Annotated in this window: 15 protein-coding genes and 2 pseudogenes; 9 read left to right on the forward strand and 8 right to left on the reverse strand. The window is 72.3% G+C overall.

What is annotated here, in order from left to right; translation table 11 throughout:
* Positions 1-351 precede the first annotated feature (351 nt).
* Positions 352-579 (forward strand): hypothetical protein, encoded by a 228-nt coding sequence (locus tag SSNG_RS45425; protein WP_347232478.1) that lies wholly within the window; start codon positions 352-354, stop codon positions 577-579.
* Here SSNG_RS45425 and SSNG_RS30875 read toward each other — a convergent pair.
* Both SSNG_RS30875 and SSNG_RS30880 read right to left on the reverse strand, forming a co-directional pair.
* The gene (locus SSNG_RS30875; protein WP_128637234.1) at positions 539-1813 is read right to left on the reverse strand and encodes a cytochrome P450; all 1275 of its coding nucleotides are present in this window, start codon (positions 1811-1813) and stop codon (positions 539-541) included. The genes SSNG_RS45425 and SSNG_RS30875 overlap by 41 nt on opposite strands.
* Positions 1814-2177: 364 nt before the next feature.
* Positions 2178-2789, reverse strand: coding sequence for a TetR/AcrR family transcriptional regulator (locus SSNG_RS30880; RefSeq protein WP_007267875.1), 612 nt, complete (start codon positions 2787-2789; stop codon positions 2178-2180).
* 344 nt (positions 2790-3133) lie between these two features.
* Between SSNG_RS30880 and SSNG_RS30890 the strand changes: the two are divergent.
* Positions 3134-3508, forward strand: a pseudogene (locus SSNG_RS30890) (aldehyde dehydrogenase family protein); the annotation flags it as partial.
* Between the two features lie 29 nt (positions 3509-3537).
* On the opposite strand, the gene SSNG_RS30895 reads toward SSNG_RS30890, so the two are convergent.
* Positions 3538-4704 (reverse strand): agmatine deiminase family protein, encoded by a 1167-nt coding sequence (locus SSNG_RS30895; protein ID WP_042802387.1) that lies wholly within the window; start codon positions 4702-4704, stop codon positions 3538-3540.
* Between the two features lie 262 nt (positions 4705-4966).
* Here SSNG_RS30895 and SSNG_RS30900 point away from each other — a divergent pair, with 262 nt between their 5' ends.
* Positions 4967-5548, forward strand: coding sequence for a TetR/AcrR family transcriptional regulator (locus SSNG_RS30900; protein ID WP_042802389.1), 582 nt, complete (start codon positions 4967-4969; stop codon positions 5546-5548).
* A gap of 112 nt (positions 5549-5660) precedes the next feature.
* Here SSNG_RS30900 and SSNG_RS30905 read toward each other — a convergent pair whose 3' ends face one another.
* Entirely contained in the window at positions 5661-6419 is a 759-nt protein-coding gene (locus SSNG_RS30905; RefSeq protein ID WP_042802391.1) for a hypothetical protein, read from the reverse strand.
* Between the two features lie 231 nt (positions 6420-6650).
* On the opposite strand from SSNG_RS30905, the gene SSNG_RS30910 reads away from it, so the two are divergent.
* Entirely contained in the window at positions 6651-7976 is a 1326-nt protein-coding gene (locus tag SSNG_RS30910; RefSeq protein ID WP_128637236.1) for a hypothetical protein, read from the forward strand.
* A gap of 79 nt (positions 7977-8055) precedes the next feature.
* On the opposite strand, the gene SSNG_RS45430 is transcribed toward SSNG_RS30910, so the two are convergent.
* Entirely contained in the window at positions 8056-8337 is a 282-nt protein-coding gene (locus SSNG_RS45430) for a hypothetical protein (RefSeq protein ID WP_042802393.1), read from the reverse strand.
* On the reverse strand, positions 8334-10013 hold the full coding sequence (locus SSNG_RS30920) for a transglycosylase domain-containing protein (protein WP_347232479.1): 1680 nt from the start codon (positions 10011-10013) through the stop codon (positions 8334-8336). The genes SSNG_RS45430 and SSNG_RS30920 overlap by 4 nt, the downstream gene beginning before the upstream one ends.
* Before the next feature lie 437 nt (positions 10014-10450).
* Here SSNG_RS30920 and SSNG_RS30925 point away from each other — a divergent pair, with 437 nt between their 5' ends.
* The 5 genes and pseudogenes from SSNG_RS30925 to SSNG_RS30945 all read left to right on the forward strand — a co-directional run bounded on the left by SSNG_RS30925 (position 10451) and on the right by SSNG_RS30945 (position 16560).
* Positions 10451-11602 (forward strand): amidase domain-containing protein, encoded by a 1152-nt coding sequence (locus tag SSNG_RS30925; RefSeq protein WP_007267882.1) that lies wholly within the window; start codon positions 10451-10453, stop codon positions 11600-11602.
* Between the two features lie 289 nt (positions 11603-11891).
* Positions 11892-13304: a family 2B encapsulin nanocompartment shell protein gene (locus SSNG_RS30930; protein ID WP_007267883.1), complete on the forward strand. Its 1413-nt coding sequence runs from the start codon at positions 11892-11894 to the stop codon at positions 13302-13304.
* A gap of 550 nt (positions 13305-13854) precedes the next feature.
* Positions 13855-14802 (forward strand): annotated as a pseudogene (locus tag SSNG_RS30935) (family 2 encapsulin nanocompartment cargo protein terpene cyclase); the annotation flags it as partial.
* Positions 14803-14816: 14 nt separating this feature from the next.
* Entirely contained in the window at positions 14817-15704 is an 888-nt protein-coding gene (locus SSNG_RS30940) for a geranyl diphosphate 2-C-methyltransferase (protein WP_007267886.1), read from the forward strand.
* A gap of 133 nt (positions 15705-15837) precedes the next feature.
* Positions 15838-16560, forward strand: a complete 723-nt coding sequence (locus SSNG_RS30945; protein WP_007267887.1) for a hypothetical protein — start codon at positions 15838-15840, stop codon at positions 16558-16560.
* Between the two features lie 62 nt (positions 16561-16622).
* Here the strand turns inward: SSNG_RS30945 and SSNG_RS30950 are convergent, their stop codons facing one another.
* Together SSNG_RS30950 and SSNG_RS30955 are read right to left on the reverse strand one after the other, a co-directional pair.
* Positions 16623-17927 (reverse strand): MFS transporter, encoded by a 1305-nt coding sequence (locus SSNG_RS30950; RefSeq protein ID WP_007267888.1) that lies wholly within the window; start codon positions 17925-17927, stop codon positions 16623-16625.
* On the reverse strand, positions 17927-19021 hold the full coding sequence (locus SSNG_RS30955) for a PLP-dependent cysteine synthase family protein (RefSeq protein WP_007267889.1): 1095 nt from the start codon (positions 19019-19021) through the stop codon (positions 17927-17929). The genes SSNG_RS30950 and SSNG_RS30955 overlap by 1 nt, the downstream gene beginning before the upstream one ends.
* Positions 19022-19166 lie beyond the last annotated feature (145 nt).

Below are 19166 nucleotides of genomic sequence, written 5' to 3' on the forward strand. Positions count from 1 at the left end.
GCTCCCGGGGTCCACAACACCAAGTGGGTCACCCGCCTGACCTTCGGGGAGCCTTCATGAAGCCGCCGGCCGCCGGCTCCGCCGCGACCGCCTTCCGGCACCGCTACGGGGCTTCCCCGTTCCACCTGCTCCTCGTCCTCGCCTCCTTCGCGCTGGCCTGCTACGCGGGCGTGCGCCTGCTCGAAGGGGACCCCCTCGGTGTGGCCGTGTGGTTCGTCGGGGCCGCGATCCTGCACGACCTCGTCCTGCTGCCCCTGTACGCGGTCGCCGACCTGGCCGTCCAGCGGCTCCTCGGCCGCCGGGCCGGGCCCGGGGCGCGTACGCCCCGGGCAGGTGTGAAACCACGTCCGGGTGCCGGCCTTCGTCTCCGGGGTCCTGCTGCTCGTCTACTGGCCGCTGGTGCTCGGGGAGGTCGGCCACTACACGGTCACCACCGGTCTGCCGTCCGGCGTGTTCCTGGGGCGGTGGCTGCTGATCACCGCCTGCCTGTTCGCCGCCTCCGCGGCCGTCCTCGCCGTGCGGCTGTGGGCCGGGCGGGTCAGGCGAGGGCGAGGGGGAGGGCGGCCAGGCCCCGGGTGAGGCGGGTCCGGCGCCAGGTCAGGGATTCCGGGGGGACGGCCAGGCGGGTGTCCGGGAAGCGGGTCAGGAGGGTGCGCAGGGCGGTTTCCGCCTCGGCCCGGGCCAGGGGGGCGCCCGGGCAGCGGTGGATGCCGTGGCCGAAGGAGAGGTGGGCGCCGGCGTCGCGGTCGAGGTCCAGGCGGTCCGGGGCGGGGAAGGCGGCCGGGTCGCGGTTGGCGGCTCCGGGGGCGATGAGGACCGGGTGGCCGGCCGGGACGGCGGTCCCGCCGATGCTCAGGTCCTGCGTGCTGTGGCGGAAGGTGGCCACGCCCACCGGGGAGTCGTGGCGCAGGAGTTCGTCGAGGGCGCCCGGGATCAGGTCCGGGTCCCGGCGCAGGCGGTCGAACGCCTCCGGGTGCCGCAGCAGGGCCAGGACGGAGTTGCCGATGAAGTGGGTGGTCGTCTCGTGCCCGGCCACCAGCAGGAGGGCCGCCAGGGAGACGGCCTCGTCCCGGTCGAGGCCGCCCTCGTCGCAGTCGCGGAGGAAGGAGTGGAGCGGGCCGTCTCCGGGGGTGGCGCGGGCCCGGTCCAGGAGGGCGGTGAGGTGGTCGCCGATGCGGTGCGAGGCCGCGTCGACGAGGGCGGTGTCCGTGGCGTCGAAGAGGTCGTGGCACCACTCGGCGAGGCTCGCGCGGTCGGCTTCGGGCACGCCCAGCAGTTCGCAGACCACGGTGACCGGGAGGGGGACGGCCAGGTCGGCCACCAGGTCGATCTCCGTGCCCGGCCGCCACGCGGACGTGAGGTCGTCCACGACGCGGGTGACGAACGGGCGCAGTCCGCGGACGCGGCCGGTGGTGAACAGGGGCGTCGCCACCCGGCGGTGGCGGGTGTGGACGGGCGGGTCGCTCGACAGCATGTTGCGGGAGACGGCGGGGTGCAGGTCGCGGTCCGAGGGCCGTCCGGCGAAGAACCGGCCCGTGTCCTTGGACAGGCGGGGGTCCGTGAACGCCTGCCGTGCCTCGGCGTGGCCGGTGATCAGGTACGCGTGGCGGCCGCCGGAGCCGGTGGGGATCCGCTGGACGGGGCACTCCTCGCGCAGCCGGTCGTAGGCCGGGTAGGGGTCGGCGAAGAAGCGCGGGTCGCGCAGGGGGTCCTGCCGGGGGTCGGTCACGGGGCGGCGCCCGCGTGCTCGGCCGCCGGGCGGCCGCCCGTGCGGGAGCGCCTCGCACGAGGCGCGCGGTTGTTCAAGGTCCATGTCCTCACTCTGGTGACGCCGGAACGCGCCCCCATGCTGGCACGTTCGCGGCTGCCCCGGCGAAGAACGGCCCCAGGGGGTGCGGTCGGGCTGCCGACGCTCGGGCCGTTGGCGCGCGGGGCCACCTCGCGGACGTCCTGGACGGGTCGGGTTCCGCTCGGCGCCGGGGCGGAGCTGCCGGATGACGCCCGCCGTTCCCGTGGTGTTCCCCGAAGTGAGCCAGGCCGATGACCCGGGCCGCCCGTCGCGCGGAGCCGCGGCGCGCTATGGTGGTGTGCGAGGGCCCCGCGTCATCCCCCGTGCGCGGGGCCTCACTTGCCCCCGCGCGCGACTCCGGCGCCCCCACCGCACACGGGCCGGTACGTCAGTCCTGCGGGAAGGCCTCCGGCACGCCCAGCGCCGGGGCGATCGTGCGCCAGATCACCGCGCGGGCCGTGGCCAGGTCCACCCGCGGGTCGTCGAGCATCAGCCGGATGCCGAGGCCGTCGCACAGCGCCAGCACCAGCGTGCTCACACCGGCCACGTCGCAGTCGGTGAACTCCCCCGACGCGATGCCCCGTTCTACCGCGCCGCCGACCCACGCGTACAGCTGGTCGTACAGGTCGACCGCCAGGTGACGGGCCGCCGCGTCGCGCTGGGCGCGCACCCACAGCTCCTGCCAGAGCTTCCAGTCCTGGCGCAGCTCCTCGTCCGTCGGCAGCATGCTCCGCAGGATCCGGGCCAGCGCGACGGACGCCGGGACCGGACCGGCGTCGGCCGCGGTGTCCTTGCCCGTCTGGGCGAAGGAGTGCGTCATCGCCTCGGCGAAGAGCTTCTCCCGCGTGTCGAAGTGGTAGTGGAGCAGGGCCTTCGAGACGCCCGCGTGCTCGGCGACCTTGCGCATGCTGATGCTCTCGAAGCCGATGTCCGCGATGACCTCGCACGCGGCCGTGAGGATCCGCTCACGTGTCTCGATCGCGCGCTCGGCCTTGGTCACGTCGGCTGCTCCCCGTGTCGGCGCCCGTGGACCGGGCGGGCCCGCCCGGCTGCCCGGGTCGGCACACCACCATCCTCGCTCATCGCGCGGCCCCCGGGACCGCCGTGGGCGTGGAAGCCCCTGCCCGTCCTGCGGCCCAGCCGGCACCGGAAGCGGCCCCGGCATCGATGTGGACGCTGGTCATCCGTGCGTTCTCCCTCCACTGGCTCCGTATGGTGGCGCCGGGGCGGTGCGGAACACGCCGTCCGCACCGCCCCGGCAGGGGGTCAGCCGGCCGACGGCATCCGCAGGACGCCCGTGCCGCGCTTGACGAGCTCGCCCGCGATGATCAGGCGCTGGATCTCGGCGGCGCCCGCCTCCCCGGCCCGGGCTTCTTCCACGAGCCCACCGTCGTCGCCACCGTCCGGCAGGACGACGAGATCGTGCAGGAGGAGGTCTTCGGCCCCGTCGTGACCGTGCAGTCCTTCGCGGACGAGGAGGAGGCCCTGCGCCTGGCCGACGGCGTCCGCCACGGCCTGGCCGCCAGCGTGTGGACGACCGCCCACGACCGGGCCATGCGCGCGACCCGCTCCCTGCGCACCGGCATCGTCTGGGTGAACACCCACGGCACCACGGTCTCCGAGATGCCCCACGGCGGCACCGGCCAGTCGGGCTACGGCAGCGACCTCTCGATGGCGGGCCTCCTCGACTACACCCGGGTCAAGCACGTGATGCTCTGAGCGGGGGAGGCCCGCCGGAGGGGGGCGCGTCAGGCGGCGGGCCTGCCCGGCTGGTCGTGGGTGGAGCAGTGGATGCCGCCGCCGCCCGAGGCGATCGTGCCGATGGGGAGCGGGACGACGTCGCGCTCGGGGAAGTGCTCCTGGAGGATGCCGCGGGCGCGGTCGTCGGCGGCGCGGTCGCCGAACTCCGGCATGAACACCGCGTCGTTGGCGATGTAGAAGTTGGCGTAGGTGGCGACGAAGTCGTCGCCGCGCCCCGTGATCCGGTTCGGGTCGGGCTGCGGGAGGTCGATGATCTCGAAGCGCCGGCCCCGGGCGTCCGCGGTGTTCGACAGGACGGACTTCGCCTGGTCCGCCGAGCGCGACCAGGAGTCCGGCGGGGTGCCGGGGTGCGCGCGGTCCAGCAGGACGACACCGGGCGCGGTGAACCGTACGAGGCTGTCGACGTGGGCGTCGGTGATGTCCTCGCCGCGCACGCCGGCCAGCCAGACGACCTTCTCCACGCCGAGGGTCCGCTTCAGCTCGGCCTCGACGGTGTCGCGCGACTTGCCGCGGTTGCGGTTGTCGTTGACGATCGAGCTCTCGGTTATCAGCAGCGTGCCCTCGCCGTCGGGCTCGAACGAGCCGCCCTCCGCGACCAGCGGTGCCTGCACCCGGGGGATCCCGTACTTCTGCAGCAGCGCCCGCCCGACCCGGGCGTCATTGGGGTGCTTCTGCTTGTTCCCCCAGCCGTTGAAGTTGAAGTCGACACCGGTGACCTTGCCGCCCTCCTCGACGAAGACGGGCACCGTGTCCCGGGCCCACAGGTCGTCGACGGCCAGCGGGATGACCTCGACCTGGGAGCCGACGGCCCGCTGCGCGGCCGACACCTGCTCCGGGCGGGCCATCATGACCACGGCCTCGTACTCGCCGATCGCGCGGGCGATGCGGGCGATGTCCTCCCGTACGTAGCGCAGGTCCTCCTCCCACACCCCCGCGGCCAGGGCCGGCCAGGACATGAAGGTGCGGGTGTGGCTCTCCCACTCGGCGCCGAGCCGGCGCTCGGGGGCGCCGGAGGCGGACCGGGCCGAGCCGGCCGGTTCTCCGGAGCGCAGGGCGGTCCCGGCCGGGCCGCAGGCGGCGGCGCCGAAGACGAGGGCACCGAGCCCGGAGAGGGTGCGCAGGACGGTCCGGCGCGTGGAGGGCGGGTTCGTCACGGGGACTCCGATCGATTACCGGCGGGACGGGAACGCCTCGCCGGGACGGGCGCGGGGGCGCTGCCGGCGGCTCGGGCCCGGGGCTCCTCACCACAAGGGTGCGCGTCGACCCCGCGGTCGGCCGTCCGGCAGGAAGGCGGAACGGCCCGTGTCGGTACTGTGGCACTGACTGGAATTTCAGTCAAACCGGCCGCGCCCGCGGTCCGACGCCCGGTGCGGGCCGCCGACGTCCGGCCGGGGGCGCCCCGGTAGGGTGCGGGACATGGCGTCTCGCAGCACTCAGATCCTCGAAGCGGCCGCCCGGGTGATCGCCCGGCGCGGGGTCCGCGGGCTGCGCGTGGAAGAACTCGCGGCCGAGGCCGGGGTGTCCACCGCCCTGATCTACTACCACTTCAAGGACCGCACCGGGGTCCTGCGCCAGACCCTGGAGTTCATCAACGACCGCGCCGAGCGGTACACCACCGACCGCGACCCCTCCGAGCCGCCGCTCTCGCCCCGCCGGGAACTGGAGGAGGCCCTCCTGCTGGAACTCCAGGACACCGTCGAGGTGCGGGAGAACAGCGCGGCGTGGGGCGAGCTGCGGGCCAGCGCCGTCTTCGACGAGGTGCTCCGCGAGGACCTCGCCCGCGCCACCCTGGTGTGGGTCCAGGAGGTCGCCGCGCTGCTGGGCCGGGTCCAGCCCATGGTTGCGGCATCGGCGCTCGCCGCGGCGGCCGAGCGGCTCACTGCCCTGCTGGAAGGACTCAGCATGCGCTGGCTCAGCGGCGGCATCAGGATCGGCCACGCGCGGGAGCTGATGCTCGGCGCCATCGACGCCGAACTGGCCGGCCTCAAGCAGGGCTGAACCCCTGTCGTTCCCGCCCTGGGGCGGCGGGGACGTTCTGCCGCCTTTTCTGCTGACTGAATTTTCAGTCAGGCGGCGCACCCGCCGCAGGAGGCGACCGGGCGACGCGTGGCTACCCCAGCAGGGCTCGGGCGAGTGCCGTCATCACGATCCTGGTCTTGGTGTCGCCGGTCGGCGGTAGGGCGAGGCCGCGTGCGCGCAGGGCCCCGTCGAGCAGGTGCTGGGCGTCCGCGGCGTCCTCCACGTCCGCGCGTACCGAGACCTCGACGAACCGCAGCCCGCCCTCGGTGGTCCACTCCTCGACGGCCACCGCCCGGGGCAGCTCCTCCCACTCCTGCTTCCACTTGACGGCGTGCACCGGCCCCAGGGCCGTCAGACCGTCGAGGCCTCCGTCGACCGGTCCGGCGGCGCCGAGCAGCTCCAGCTGCTCCTCCACGAGCAGCCGGCCGGGCGAGCCGGGGTCCAGGGAGGCCGCGAAGCCCACCCCGGCCTGCAACGAGGCCGCCACCACCGGCTTGAACGCCGGCGCCGCCCGGTCCTCCTCGATCCGGTACTCCCAGTCCTCGCCCTCCCGCTCCTCCAGCCAGCGCGGCGCCAGCCCGGGACACGGACGCAGCTTGACCGTCACGTCCGCCTCCTCCTTCGAGCCGTGCCCCTCCCGGTCCCGGCGCAGCCGCAGGATGACGCCGCGCTCCAGGAGCGGCAGGGACACCTCCGCGCCGGAGGTCCTCGCGGGCCTGTCCCAGAAGTGGACGGACCGGCGCCGGCCCTCGTCGCGGTCGAGGCCGAAGGCGTCGAACGCCGCCCCGGCCTCCGTCCCGGCAAAGCTGACCTTGATCTCGGCGGCCTCGGCCGTGGGGGACTGCGTCATGCTGCCGTTATCGCCGGAGACCCCCCGGGGCCCGGCGGGGCGACACCGCAGGGCCCCGGGATTCACCCGAGTGCCGCACACCGATGCCGCGAACGGCCGCCGGGCTGTGGATCGGCTGTGAAAGGGTGTTTCGCGGGGGGTGTGGTACGGGCGGTGTGCCAACAAGTTCTATATTCGTACGAAGCATCCACGCGCGGCCCGGCTGCGGAGATTCAGGGGGGTACGACCGCGATGGCCGAGACCGACGCCGCCGGCGGCGCACGGGCGAAGTCCCGGACGGCCCGCAAAGCGCGCCGCAAGACCCGCAACCGCAAGCGCCTGGGCATAGCCGGCGCCGTGCTCGTCGTCGGCGGGGCCGCCACCGCATTCGCGGTCGGGTTCTCCGGCTCCTCCGACGCCCAGCGCGACGCTCGGCTCGCGGCCCCGGCGGGCGCGGGCGGCGTGACCGGCGGCCCGGGCTTCGGCAAGGGGCCGAAGCCCAACTGGGACGGCAAGGTCGAGGTGCTGGGCGACGGCTCCACCTCCTACACCGGCCCGCAGCCGGGACAGCTCAAGCCCGAGAAGCTGAAGCCGGGCGAGAAGCCGCCGCAGTTCGTCGTCTTCTCCTGGGACGGCGCCCTGGAGGGCGACGACCACCTCTTCTCGCACTTCCGCCAGGTGGCCAAGCAGAACAAGGCCCACATGACCTTCTTCCTCACGGGCATCTATCTCCTGCCCGACGCGAAGAAGAACCTCTACCGCCCGCCGCAGCACGGCCAGGGCGCGGCCGCCATCTCGTACCCGACCGCCCCGCACGTGAAGACCACGCTCCAGCAGCTGCGCGGGGCCTGGACCGACGGCAACGAGATCGGCTCCCACTTCAACGGGCACTTCTGCGGCCCCAAGGGCGGCGGGGACTGGAGCCCCGAGGAGTGGAAGAGCGAGATCGACCAGGCGTACGGCTTCATGAAGGCCTGGAAGACCAACACCGGCTTCAGCGCCGAGGCGCCCCTGCCCTTCGACCCGGACCGGGAGGTGGTCGGCGGCCGCGCGCCCTGCCTGGAGGGGCAGAAGAACCTGATCACCGCGATCAAGCCGTACGGCTGGCGCTACGACGCGAGCTCCTCGGGCGACTTCCAGCTGTGGCCGTCCAAGATCGACGGCATCTGGAACTTCCCCCTCCAGCTGGTCCCGCTCCAGGGCAAGGAGGTGCAGGTCCTCTCCATGGACTTCAACTTCCTCTACAACCAGTCCGGCGACAGCACCCAGGGCGACCCCTCGAAGTTCCCGGCGTGGCGGGACCAGGTCCGAGGCTCCTACATGAACGGCTTCAACCGCGTCTACAACGGCAGCCGGGCCCCGATGTTCATCGGCAACCACTTCGAGGACTGGAACGGCGGCATCTACATGAAGGCCGTCGAGGACGTGATGAAGGACGTCTGCAACCGCCAGGACGTGCGCTGCGCCTCGTTCCGGGAGGTGGCGGACTGGATGGACGCCCAGGACCCCAAGGTCCTGGCCCAGCTGCGGATGCTCGACCCGGCGCAGGCGCCGGACTGGAAGGCGGTCGTCAAGTAGACCGCCGGACGCGGACGGCGGAGGGGCCGGGCGGCACGCGCCACCCGGCCCCTCCGCCGTTTCCGGCCCCCTCGTCCCCCTACTTCACGGCCTTGGCGTAGTCCGCCCACAGGTCGACCGCCCGCGCGCTGCCGGGCTTGCCGGGGGCGTCGCCGCCCAGCCCGGTCAGCGGCAGCGGGATCAGGTCCAGCAGCGACATCCGGTAGACCACCACCGCCGTGGTCTCCTGCGCGGTGCTCCCCACGAACCAGCCCGCCGTGTTCGCCGAGGTCGTGCCGGTCTTGCCCGCCGCTCCCGGCTGGGCCTTGGCGGCGGACTTCGCCGAACCCTCGCTGACGGCCGAGCGCAGGGCCTCCGTCACCGTCCCGGGCGGTCTTCTGCGACATCGCCTTGACCGCCTTCGGCGGATCCCAGCGGCACGACGGCGCCGGCCCGGGTGACCGACCGCACCGAGTAGGGGTCGGTGTGCATGCCGTCCGCGGCGAAGGTCTGGTAGGCGCCGGCGATCCGGATCGCGCTGGGCTTGGAGTTCTCCCCGAGGGCGAAGGTGGGGATCCGCGGTCCGAGGCTCGACGGGAGCAGCCCGGAACGCTCGGCGTACGCCTCCACCCGGTCGACCCCGACGTCGATGCCGAGCTGGAGCATGGGGGTGTTGACGGAGTTGGCGACGGCCTGCTGCAGGGTGATCTGCCCCCAGCTGCGGTCGCCCTCGTTGTGCCCCTTGAGCACCTTCCCGCTGCGGTCCCAGTACGGGCCCTCGGGCGTCTGCACCGTCGCCTGGTCGTTGCCGTCGTACACGCTGGAGGACGAGACGGGCGTACGGGCCTGGCCGCGCGTGCGCACCACCCCGTCCTCCAGCGCGGCGGCGTAGACGAAGGGAGTGAACACCGTGCCGGCCGGGATCGTCGTCGCGTTCGCCTCGTTGAAGCCCTGCTTCAGGTAGTCGGGGCCGCCGTACACGGCCAGCAGCCGGCCGTCGCGGGCCACGCTGGCCGCGCCGACCTTCGCGAACTTGTCGGTGTCGGGCCGCTTCTCGGGGTCGAAGTCCTTCTGGGCCTGCTGGACCGCCGCGGTCAGCGCCGCCATCCGGTTCTTGTCGAAGGTCGTGTAGATCTGGTAGCCGCCGAGGTCGAAGTCGGACTCCTTCAGGTGCCCGGCCTTGATCGCGTACGCCTTGGCCATCTCCACCAGGTAGCCGTTCTGCGCTCCGGGCATGCCCACGAGGGAGGCGTCCGAGGGCTCCGGGAACTTCGTGTAGCCGGCCCGCTCGGCGGCGGAGAGCCGGCCGGTCTCGACCATGCGGTCCAGGATCCAGTTCCAGCGCTCGACGGCGCGGGCGTGGTTCTCCTTGCCGAGCGAGGGGTCGTAGAGGCCGGCGCCCTTGAGGAGGGAGGCCAGGAAGGCGCCCTCGCTGGCGTTCAGCTGCGAGACGTCCTTGCCGTAGTACGCCTGGGACGCGCGCTGGATGCCGTACGTGCCGCGCCCGAACCAGCTGGTGTTGAGGTAGTCCTCCAGGATCTGCTTCTTGCCCGCGCGGCTGTCCAGTTTCACGGCGAGCAGCAGCTCGGTGAACTTCCGCGACAGGGTGCGGTCCTGGTTGAGGTAGGCGTTCTTCACGTACTGCTGCGTGATGGTGGACCCGCCCTGGGTCTCACCGCCCGTCAGCGCGGCGCGCACGGCACGCAGCACACCGGAGGGCGAGACGCCCGGGTCGGTGTAGAAGCTGGTGTTCTCGGCCGCCAGGACGGCCCCCTGGACCTTCTCGGGCACCTTCCCCAGCGGCATCTCCTGCCGCTGGACCCAGCCCGTGCGGGCCATCGTGGACCCGTCGGACCAGTAGTAGACATTGTCCTGCTGTGTCGCGAAAGAGTTGAGGTCGTCGGGTATGTCCGTTGTGGCGTACGCGATTCCGACGAAGCCGACCAGGCCGACGAACAGGTACAGGACGGCGCCGAGCCACTGGCGGCCGGAGGGGATCCACCTGCGCCAGCCGCTGCGCCCCGGCCGCGGGTACGACGGACGCAGGCGCCGCAGCACCGGGCGCGCCTTGGCGAGGGCCGGGCCGAGGAGCGGCGCGAGGCGGCTCGCCGGGCCGGAACCGGAAGCCGCCCGTCGGCCCCCGGACTTCCTGCGACGCCCGGCGGGGCCCGCGCCGCTGCCCTTCGGGGCCGCGCGCCTGCCCCGTGATCGCCCTCTCGAGGACATGTCCTGCCTGCTCACTCCGTATGCCCCCCGTACTCCGCTGCCACCTACACCCTAGATGCATTTCCTGTGAAGACGATGAGGAGGTGGTGGGAACCGGAGCGCCGCCCCGGCGCGTCTCGCGATGCGGAAGCGGAGTCGGGGCGACCGGTGCGCGGAACGATCATTGCCGGGCAACCGGGGACGAAACGGAACGCGGCCACAGCGTCGCCCAGTTGTGCGAAGATTCCGTCCTCCCGGTCCGTGTGGACCGGGTGACAAGGGGATACACAGTGATACCTAAGAGGTTCAGGCTGGCCGCCATCGGGGCCCTGACCGTGGCCATAGCGTCCGGCAGCCTGTTCGCCTACTCCGCGAGCGCGGGCACGACGGAGGAAGCCGACCGCGCCACCGCGGACGCCTTCGGCCGCATAGCCGACGACGTGCTCTCGCAGCGCACGCAGGCCCTGGTCGACGGCCACGTGAAGCACCGCGACGCGGCGCCTTCGTCCAAGAAGAAGGCCCGCCTGTCGGAGAAGCTGAAGAAGGACCAGGACGCGGCGATCGCGTCGCTCAAGTCCCGCAAGACCCGCCTCGCGGAGCTCGGTGAGGCCTACACGGCCGCCGACACCCGCGTCGTGGTGGAGAAGGCGACCGTCACCGGCGGCAAGGCGACCGTCCAGGTCACCGAGCAGACCACGCTCACCTACAAGAAGGTGCGCGGGGACGAACCGGACACCACGGACTTCAAGACGCGCTACGAGCTGACGCTGACGGGCAAGAAGGGCGGCTCCTGGGAGCTGGACTCCATCAAGTCCCAGGACAGCGCCAACGCGCCCGTCGCGGTCAACGAGCCGGTCGCCGCCAAGGTCGCCGCCACCGTCAAGGACGACGGCAACCAGTACCCGGACGGCACGCCCGCGTCCACGAAGTACCCGGCTCCGGCGCCCAAGCCCAAGACGCTGACCGGCGGCGCGTACGACTACAACGCCATGGCGAAGTACGCGGAGAAGTACTGGAGCAACTACAACCCGGCCTTCCGGAAGTTCAACGGCGCCGGCGGTGACTGCACCAACTTCATCAGCCAGTCGCTGCAGGCCGGCGGCTGGAAGCCGGTCCCGGGCACCTCGTCGGACTACCGCAACTGGTGGTACGACGGCACCCGCCAGTCCGACTCCTGGGTCGGGGCGAACGAGTGGGCCTGGTTCACGCTCTCCAACGAGCGGGCCGCGAACCTGGCGAACGTGTACCAGATGGACATCGGCGACATCCTTCAGGTCGACTTCAACAAGGACGGGTCCAAGGACCACTCCATGATCGTCAGCTACCGCAGCCGTGCGGGGATGCCGTACCTCACGTACCACTCCACCAACACGTACCGTAAGTCGCTCGCGAGCATCATCGCGTCCTACCCGGACGCGCGCTACTTCGCGTACCGCACCTGACGGTCGACCCCCTGAGCCCCTCCCGACGACGGAACCCCCGTCGGCGGGAGGGGCTTTCGCATGCCCGGACGGACCTGGCCGGAAACCGTTGTTTTCCGCGCCAAACCTCCCGGCCGTCAAGATCACTGCATTGAGGTAATGCCCACGGCGTTTCAAGGTCATCAGGGCGGACCGGTGGTTACTGTCCCTAGGGATCTGGACGGATTCCGGATATTCGCCCTTCTTTTTCCTTTTCACCGGTGACGTGCGCTTATGTCCGTCACCGAGCTTACGAAGGAGAGCTCGTCGCATGACCGTTGACACCAGCCCGGAAGCCCAGCTGGATCCGCCGCAGCAGTCCAGCCTGAGCACCGCAGCCGCCCGCAACCTTGCCAGCACGACCAAGTCCGCCCCGCAGATGCAGGAGATCACCTCCCGGTGGCTGCTGCGGAGCCTGCCCTGGGTGGAGACCAAGGGCGGCGCCTACCGGGTGAACCGCCGACTGAGCTACACCGTCGGCGACGGGCGGATCGAGTTCGTCCAGGACGGCGCCTCGGTCCGGGTGATCCCCCAGGAGCTCGGCGAACTCGCCCTGCTGCGCGGCTTCGACGACGTGGAGGTGCTGACCGCGATCGCCGGCCGGTGCGTCCAGCGCGACTTCCGGGCCGGCGAGGTGCTCGTCGAGCGCGGCGCCCCCGCCGACCAGATCCACATGATCGCCCACGGCCGGATCAGCCAGACCTCCCTCGGCAAGTACGGCGACGAGGTGGCCATCGCCACCCTCGCCGACGGCGACCGCTTCGGCGAGAACGCCCTGCTCGACGGCGACGCCGGCTGGGACTACACCGCCACCGCGGAGACCCCGGGCACCCTGCTCACCCTCTCCCGCAGCGAGTTCGCCGCCGTACTGGCCTCCGCGCCCACCCTCCAGGCGCACATCCAGGAGTTCAGCTCGCTGCCGCAGCAGCGGCAGAACCGTCACGGCGAGGCCGAGATCGCCATGTCCGCCGGCCACACCGGCGAGTACGAACTCCCCACCGCCTTCGTCGACTACGAGCTCAACCCCCGCGAGTACGAGCTCTCCGTCGCGCAGACCGTCCTGCGGGTCCACACCAGGGTCGCCGACCTCTACAACGGCCCGCACAACCAGACCGAGGAACAGCTCAGGCTCACCATCGAGGCGCTGCGCGAGCGCCAGGAGCACGAGCTGATCAACAACCGCGAGTTCGGCCTCCTCCACAACGCCGACTTCAAGCAGCGGATCCAGACCCACTCCGGCCCGCCCACCCCGGACGACCTCGACGAGCTGCTCTGCCGCCGCCGCGGCACCAAGTTCCTCTTCGCCCACCCCAAGACGATCGCGGCGATCGGGCGCGAGTTCAACGCGCGCGGGCTCTACCCGGACCACGTCGACGTCGGCGGCCAGCAGGTACCGGCCTGGCGCGGCGTGCCGATCCTGCCCTGCAACAAGATCCCCATCAGCAAGGAGAACACCAGCTCCATCCTCGCCATGCGTACCGGCGAGGACAACCAGGGCGTCATCGGCCTGCGGCAGACCGGCCTGCCCGAGGAGTACGAGCCGGGCCTGTCGGTGCGCTTCATGGGCATCAACGAGCAGGCGATCATCTCCTACCTGGTCACCACCTACTACTCCGCGGCCATCCTGGTGCCCGACGCCCTCGGCGTCCTGGAGAACGTACAGATCGCCCGCAGGCGCGACTAGAGGACCTGCCCACCGGCCGCGACCCCCGGCACGCCCCGGGTCCGGCCGAGCACGCCCGGGATCCGGGCCACCTCACCCACCTCACCAAGGAGTCACGGATGCCCGATCCCGGGCCTTCCCCTCTGCAGTCGAGCCTGCCCTCAGCCGCCGCCCACTTCGGTGCGCACGTCCTCGCCCACACCCTGAGCCTGGGCCGGGCCCCGGCCGACGCCCCGGTCGCGGAGGCCGCCGCGGCCGAGGCCGTCCCCGAGGCGGCCGTCGCCGCGACGCCCGTCGTCACGGCCCCCGAGGCCACCCGCTCCGCCCTGCCGTCCGCGCCCGTCCTGCCCTTCGGCACCCGCACCCCCGCCCCGGCCGCACCCGCGCCCGCGGCGGGCGAGGGAACGGTACGGCAGGCCGGCGAGGCACTGGAGCGGATCATCCGCGGGTCCAGCGGCCTGGGCACGGCCGCCCTGCACCTCGCCCCGTACGCGGAGCCGCCGGCGGCCGCCGCACCGGCGCCCGCCGCACCGGTGGGACGCCCTCCACATCCCCGGCCTGTACTACCACCCCGTCCCGGAACCCGACCCGGGCGCGGGTGGCCGAGCTCAGCCGCCGGATCAAGGCCTGGGCGCTGGACGAGATCCAGCTGTACCCGGACGACTGGGAGGGCGAGTTCGACGGCTTCTCCACCGGCCGCTACATGGTCGCCTGCCACCCGGACGCCCCCACCATCGAGCACCTGATGATCGCCGCCCGGCTGATGGTCGCCGAGAACGCGGTCGACGACATGTACTGCGAGGACCACGGGGGCTCGCCCATCGGCCTCGGCGGCCGCCTGCTGCTGGCGCACAGCGCCCTCGACCCGCTGCACACCACCGAGGAGTACCGGCCCCGGTGGGCGGAGTCGCTCCACGAGGACGCCCCCCGGCGCTCCTACCGCTCAGCCATGGAGTACTTCGTCCAGCAGTCCACGCCCTCCCAGGCCGACCGCTTCCGGCACGACATGGCCCGGCTGCACATGGGGTACCTGGCCGAGGCCGCCTGGGCGCAGACGGACCACATGCCCGAGGTGTGGGAGTACCTCGTCATGCGGCAGTTCAACAACTTCCGGCCGTGCCCCACCATCACGGACACCGTCGGCGGCTACGAACTGCCCTCCGACCTGCACGCCCAGCCCGCCATGCAGCGCGTCCTCGCACTCGCCGGCAACGTCAGCACCATCGTCAACGACCTCTACTCGTACACCAAGGAACTCGCCAGCCCCGGGCGCCACCTGAACCTCCCCGTGGTGATCGCCGAACGCGAGGGGGTCTCGGACCGGGAGGGCTACCTCAAGGCGATCGAGGTCCACAACGAGCTCATGCACGACTTCGAAGCCGAGACCGCCGCCCTGGCCGCCGCCTGCCCCGTACCGAGCGCGCTGCGCTTCCTGCGGGGGGTGGCCGTGTGGGTCGACGGCAACCACTACTGGCACCAGACGAACACCTATCGCTACAGCCTGCCCGATTTCTGGTAAGGACGGACTTATTCGTGACCAGCACTGATCTCACCACCACCCCCTCCGTCGGCTCCGTGCTCATCCCCGCGCCGACGACGCCCTACCAGGGCGACATCGCCCGTTACTGGAACAACGAGGCCCGCCCCGTCAACCTCCGCCTCGGCGACGTCGACGGTCTTTACCACCACCACTACGGCATCGGCGACGTCGACCACGCCGCCCTCGGCGACACCGAGGACAGCGAATACGAGAAGAAGCTGATCGCCGAGCTGCACCGGCTGGAGTCGGCCCAGGCCGAAGTGCTGCTGGACCACCTCGGCCCCGTCGGCCGCGACGACACCCTCGTCGACGCCGGCTGCGGCCGCGGCGGCTCGATGGTGATGGCCCACCAGCGCTTCGGATGCAAGGTCGAGGGCGTCACCCTGTCGACCAAGCAGGCCGACTTCGCCAACCAGCGCGCCCGCGAACTCGGCATCGAGGACCACGTCCGCGCCCGCGTCTGCAACATGCTCAACACCCCCTTCGAGACCGGCCGGGCCGCGGCCTCGTGGAACAACGAGTCGAGCATGTACGTCGACCTCCACGACCTCTTCGCCGAGCACTCCCGGGTGCTCGCCGTCGGCGGCCGCTACGTCACCATCACCGGCTGCTGGAACCCGCGTTACGGCCAGCCCTCCAAGTGGGTCTCGCAGATCAACGCGCACTTCGAGTGCAACATCCACTCCCGCCGCGAGTACCTGCGGGCCATGGCCGACAACCGCCTCGTCCCGCAGGCCGTCATCGACCTGACCCCCGACACGCTGCCCTACTGGAAGCTGCGCGCCACGTCCTCCCTGGTCACCGGCATCGAGGAGGCGTTCATCAAGTCCTACGAGGACGGCTCCTTCCAGTACGTCCTGATCGCCGCCGACCGCGTCTGACCAGGCTCTGAGCGGGCCGCTCCGACCGAGCCCGCCCGCGGACGCCAGGGGCCGGGACCGTCAGCCGACGGACCCGGCCCCTGACGGGCATGTGACCATGGCCCCCGGTACATCCGCACCACCTGGGGGAACCATGGCCACCCGCACCACCGTCGCGCGCCCTCTCGCCGCCGCACTCGCCGCGCTGTTCGTCCTGACCGGCTGCACCTCGCCGGACAAGGACCCGAAGGCGGCGGGCGGTTCGGGCTCCCCGGCGGCCGTGGCGGCCCCGCCCGCACCGGGCGGCACCGGAGCCGGGTACGAGGGACCCCGCCCCCAGGACCAGAACCTGCTGGCCTGGACCGGCGACCCGAACGACGCGGGCCACGTGACCGCCCAGTCGGCGGCCGGCGTCGGCGGACGCGTCACCCTGGTCCGCATCGTCCTGCGCCAGGAGATCACCTGGTCGAACATCTGGCTCGGGCTGGCCGGGATCGACCCCAACGCCCAGCTCTCCCACTGCTACGTGGGCGTGTACGACGCCACCGGCACCCTGCGCGCGGCCAGCCCGGACGTCTCCCCCCAGCTGATGACCGACCCCGTGGCCAAGCCGCTCGCCCTCGCCAAGCCGTTCACCGCCGCCCCCGGGACCTACTTCATCGCCCTCCTGCTCAACGGCAACTGGGCCACCAACGCCCTCACCCTGAAGTCCACCGGCGCCGGCATCTCGGTCAACGCGGGCCTCACGCCCCCCAACCTGCGCTACAGCACCCTCCTGACCGGCCAGAACTCCCTGCCCGCCACCGTGAACCTCGCCGAGCAGTCCACCAGCACCATCAACACCGGCTGGGCCAGCCAGTGGTACGGGATCTCCTGAGCGCCCGTACCCGCCGCCCGGGCTGAGTCGGGCGGCGGGTACGGGTTCGGGCCGGTACGGGTTCAGGCCGGTACGGGTTCGGCGCGGGGCGCGCGGGCGGGCGGGGCGAGGCGGCCCGTGCGGTCGAGGCCGTACAGGGCGGCCGTGCACCCGAGGCCCAGGACGAACAACGCCAGCCAGGGCAGCGCCGACATCCCGGCGGCGCGGGCCGCGTCCAGCGCCGCCCCCGTGAGCAGGTTGCCCACGGCGATGCCGACCCCGCACACCGTGTTGTACAGACCGTAGTGCGTGGCGACCAGGCGGTCCCCGCAGAGCCGGACGATGGTGTCCATCTCGAACGGGTACGCGATCATGGTCCCGACGGCCAGCAGCAGCGCCGCCAGCACCGGCGGCACCGCCGCCAGCAGCCGTGTCCCCAACTGCGACCCCGGGACGGGCAGTGCCGTGGCCGCCAACAGGGGAAGGAACGCCGCCCCCATGGCCAGCAGCCCCCAGGCCAGGGCCCGGCCCGGCTCCAGACGGGCCCTGCACCAGGCGGTGACGCGGGTCTGGAAGAGGATCGTGCTCAGTCCGGAGACCGCGAAGAGCACCGCCACCGCGGCCGTGCCGAAGCCGCCCTCGCCGCCGACGCGCCGGACCTCCAGCGGCAGCGCCATGTAGACCTGGAAGGTCATCACGTACGAGCCGATCATCGCCACGGAGAACAGCAGGAACGGCCGGTTGGCGAGGATCCCGCGCCACTGGACGAGCACCCCCTCCCGGGGGCCGTCGGCCCGTTCGGCGGCGTCGTTGCCCCGGCGGGCGGGCAGGGCCCGGATCTGCACGATGCTCAGCACCGCGAAGATCCCGGCCGCCGTCAGGCAGGTGACGCGGAAGTCGACGCCCGTCAGCACCATGCCGACCAGCGGGCCCAGCAGGATGCCCGCCTGGTAGAAGACGTTGAACAGGGCGAAGGCCTCCACCCGGCGCTCGCCCGCGTCGGCCGCCAGGTAGGCCCGGGTGGCCGGGTTGAACAGGGCCCCGGCCAGCCCGGTCGCCGCGGACGCGGCGATCAGCGCCGGGACGGAGTCGACCAGCCCGAGGGTCGCGAACCCGGCGATGCGCAGCGCCAGCCCGGCGATGATCATCGGCTTGTAGCCGAGGCGGTCGGCGAGGGTGCCGCCGATCAGGAACATGCCCTGCTGGCTGAAGTTGCGCACGCCGAGGATCAGGCCCACCGTCCAGCCCGCCAGTCCGAGCGGGCCGGCCAGGTGCGTGGCGAGGTAGGGCATGAGCATGTAGAAGCCGAGGTTGATGGTGAACTGGTTGACCATCAGCAGCTGGACGCTGCGCTCGTACGTGCGGACCTGCGCGAGGGTGCCCTTCATCAGGCGGGAACCTCCGAGGCGCGCAGGGTCAGCGGGTCCACCACGCTCGCGCAGCGCGTCCAGCGGGTGACCTCCTTCTCGTCCAGGCGGCCGATCGTGTCGGGCTCCGCGGTCGGCGGGGAGTCCAGCAGCCCGTGCGCGGCGCAGTAGTCGTCGTCGTACACCGTGCCGAGGTAGCGCTGCGGTCCGTCGGGGAAGACGGCGGCGATCCGGGTGTCCTCGGGCAGGGTGCGGGCCAGCCAGCCGGCCACCAGGGCGACCGCGCCGACGCTCCAGCCGCCGGCGGCGTAGTGGGAGGCGGCGAGCTGACGGCAGGTCCACACGGCCTCGCCGGGGGCGACCCAGTGCACCTCGGAGAACTGCTCGTAGGCGACGTTGCGCGGGTAGATGCTGGAACCGAGGCCTCGCATGAGGCGGGTGCGCGCGGGCTGGCCGAAGATGGTGGAGCCGACGGTGTCCACGCCCACCAGCTTCAGCTCGGGGTAGAGCTGGCGCAGGACGCGGGAGACGCCCGCGGAGTGCCCTCCGGTGCCGACGCTGCACACCAGGACGTCGATGTGGTGCAGCTCGGTGGCCAGTTCGAGGGCGAGCGGGGTGTAGGCGGTGGTGTTGTCCGGGTTGTTGTACTGGTCCGGGCACCAGGAGCCGGGGTGCTGGGCCAGCAGCTGGGTGACGCGGTCGCGGCGGGCCTGCTGCCAGCCTCCGGTGGGGTGCGGTTCGGAGACGACGTTGACCTGGGCCCCGTACGCCGTCAGCAGGCGGGTCATCGACGGTTCCAGGCCCGGATCGGTGACGAGGGTGACGGGGTGCCCGTGGACCATGCCGGCCAGGGCGAGGCCGAGACCGAGGGTGCCGCTGGTGGACTCGATGATCCGGGCGCCCGGCTTCAGTTCGCCCCGGGCGCGGGCCCGTTCGACCATGTGCAGGCCGGGCCGGTCCTTGATGCCGCCGGGGTTGAAGCCCTCGAGCTTCGCCCAGAAGCCGCGCCCCGCCGGGGCCAGGGGCTCCGACACGCGCAGCAGGGGAGTGTTGCCGACCAGCCCGGAGAGGCCGGAGCGGGCGGGAGGAGTGACGTCGGTGGCCGAAGAATGCATTGTTCCGCTCTCGTTCGATGGTGCGTCAGTGGTCGCGCTCGTGGGAAATGCCGAGCCGGGGCAGGGCATGGTCCGCCCGTTGGGGCATACGTCAGCCGTTGCGAACGGGCTTACGGGAGCTGACAAAGCCGCCATCGACAGACGA

This window comes from Streptomyces sp. C (genome assembly GCF_000158895.1).
Classification (GTDB): Bacteria; Actinomycetota; Actinomycetes; order Streptomycetales; family Streptomycetaceae; genus Streptomyces; species Streptomyces racemochromogenes.

Coding starts and splice junctions, on each gene's coding strand:
- SSNG_RS30875 (WP_128637234.1), bottom strand. CDS start 1,813: ATGGACCTTGAACAACCGCGCGCCTCGTGCGAGGCGCTCCCGCACGGG.
- SSNG_RS30900 (WP_042802389.1), top strand. CDS start 4,967: ATGGCGTCTCGCAGCACTCAGATCCTCGAAGCGGCCGCCCGGGTGATC.
- SSNG_RS30905 (WP_042802391.1), bottom strand. CDS start 6,419: ATGACGCAGTCCCCCACGGCCGAGGCCGCCGAGATCAAGGTCAGCTTT.
- SSNG_RS30910 (WP_128637236.1), top strand. CDS start 6,651: ATGGCCGAGACCGACGCCGCCGGCGGCGCACGGGCGAAGTCCCGGACG.
- SSNG_RS30930 (WP_007267883.1), top strand. CDS start 11,892: ATGACCGTTGACACCAGCCCGGAAGCCCAGCTGGATCCGCCGCAGCAG.
- SSNG_RS30945 (WP_007267887.1), top strand. CDS start 15,838: ATGGCCACCCGCACCACCGTCGCGCGCCCTCTCGCCGCCGCACTCGCC.
- SSNG_RS30950 (WP_007267888.1), bottom strand. CDS start 17,927: ATGAAGGGCACCCTCGCGCAGGTCCGCACGTACGAGCGCAGCGTCCAG.
- SSNG_RS30955 (WP_007267889.1), bottom strand. CDS start 19,021: ATGCATTCTTCGGCCACCGACGTCACTCCTCCCGCCCGCTCCGGCCTC.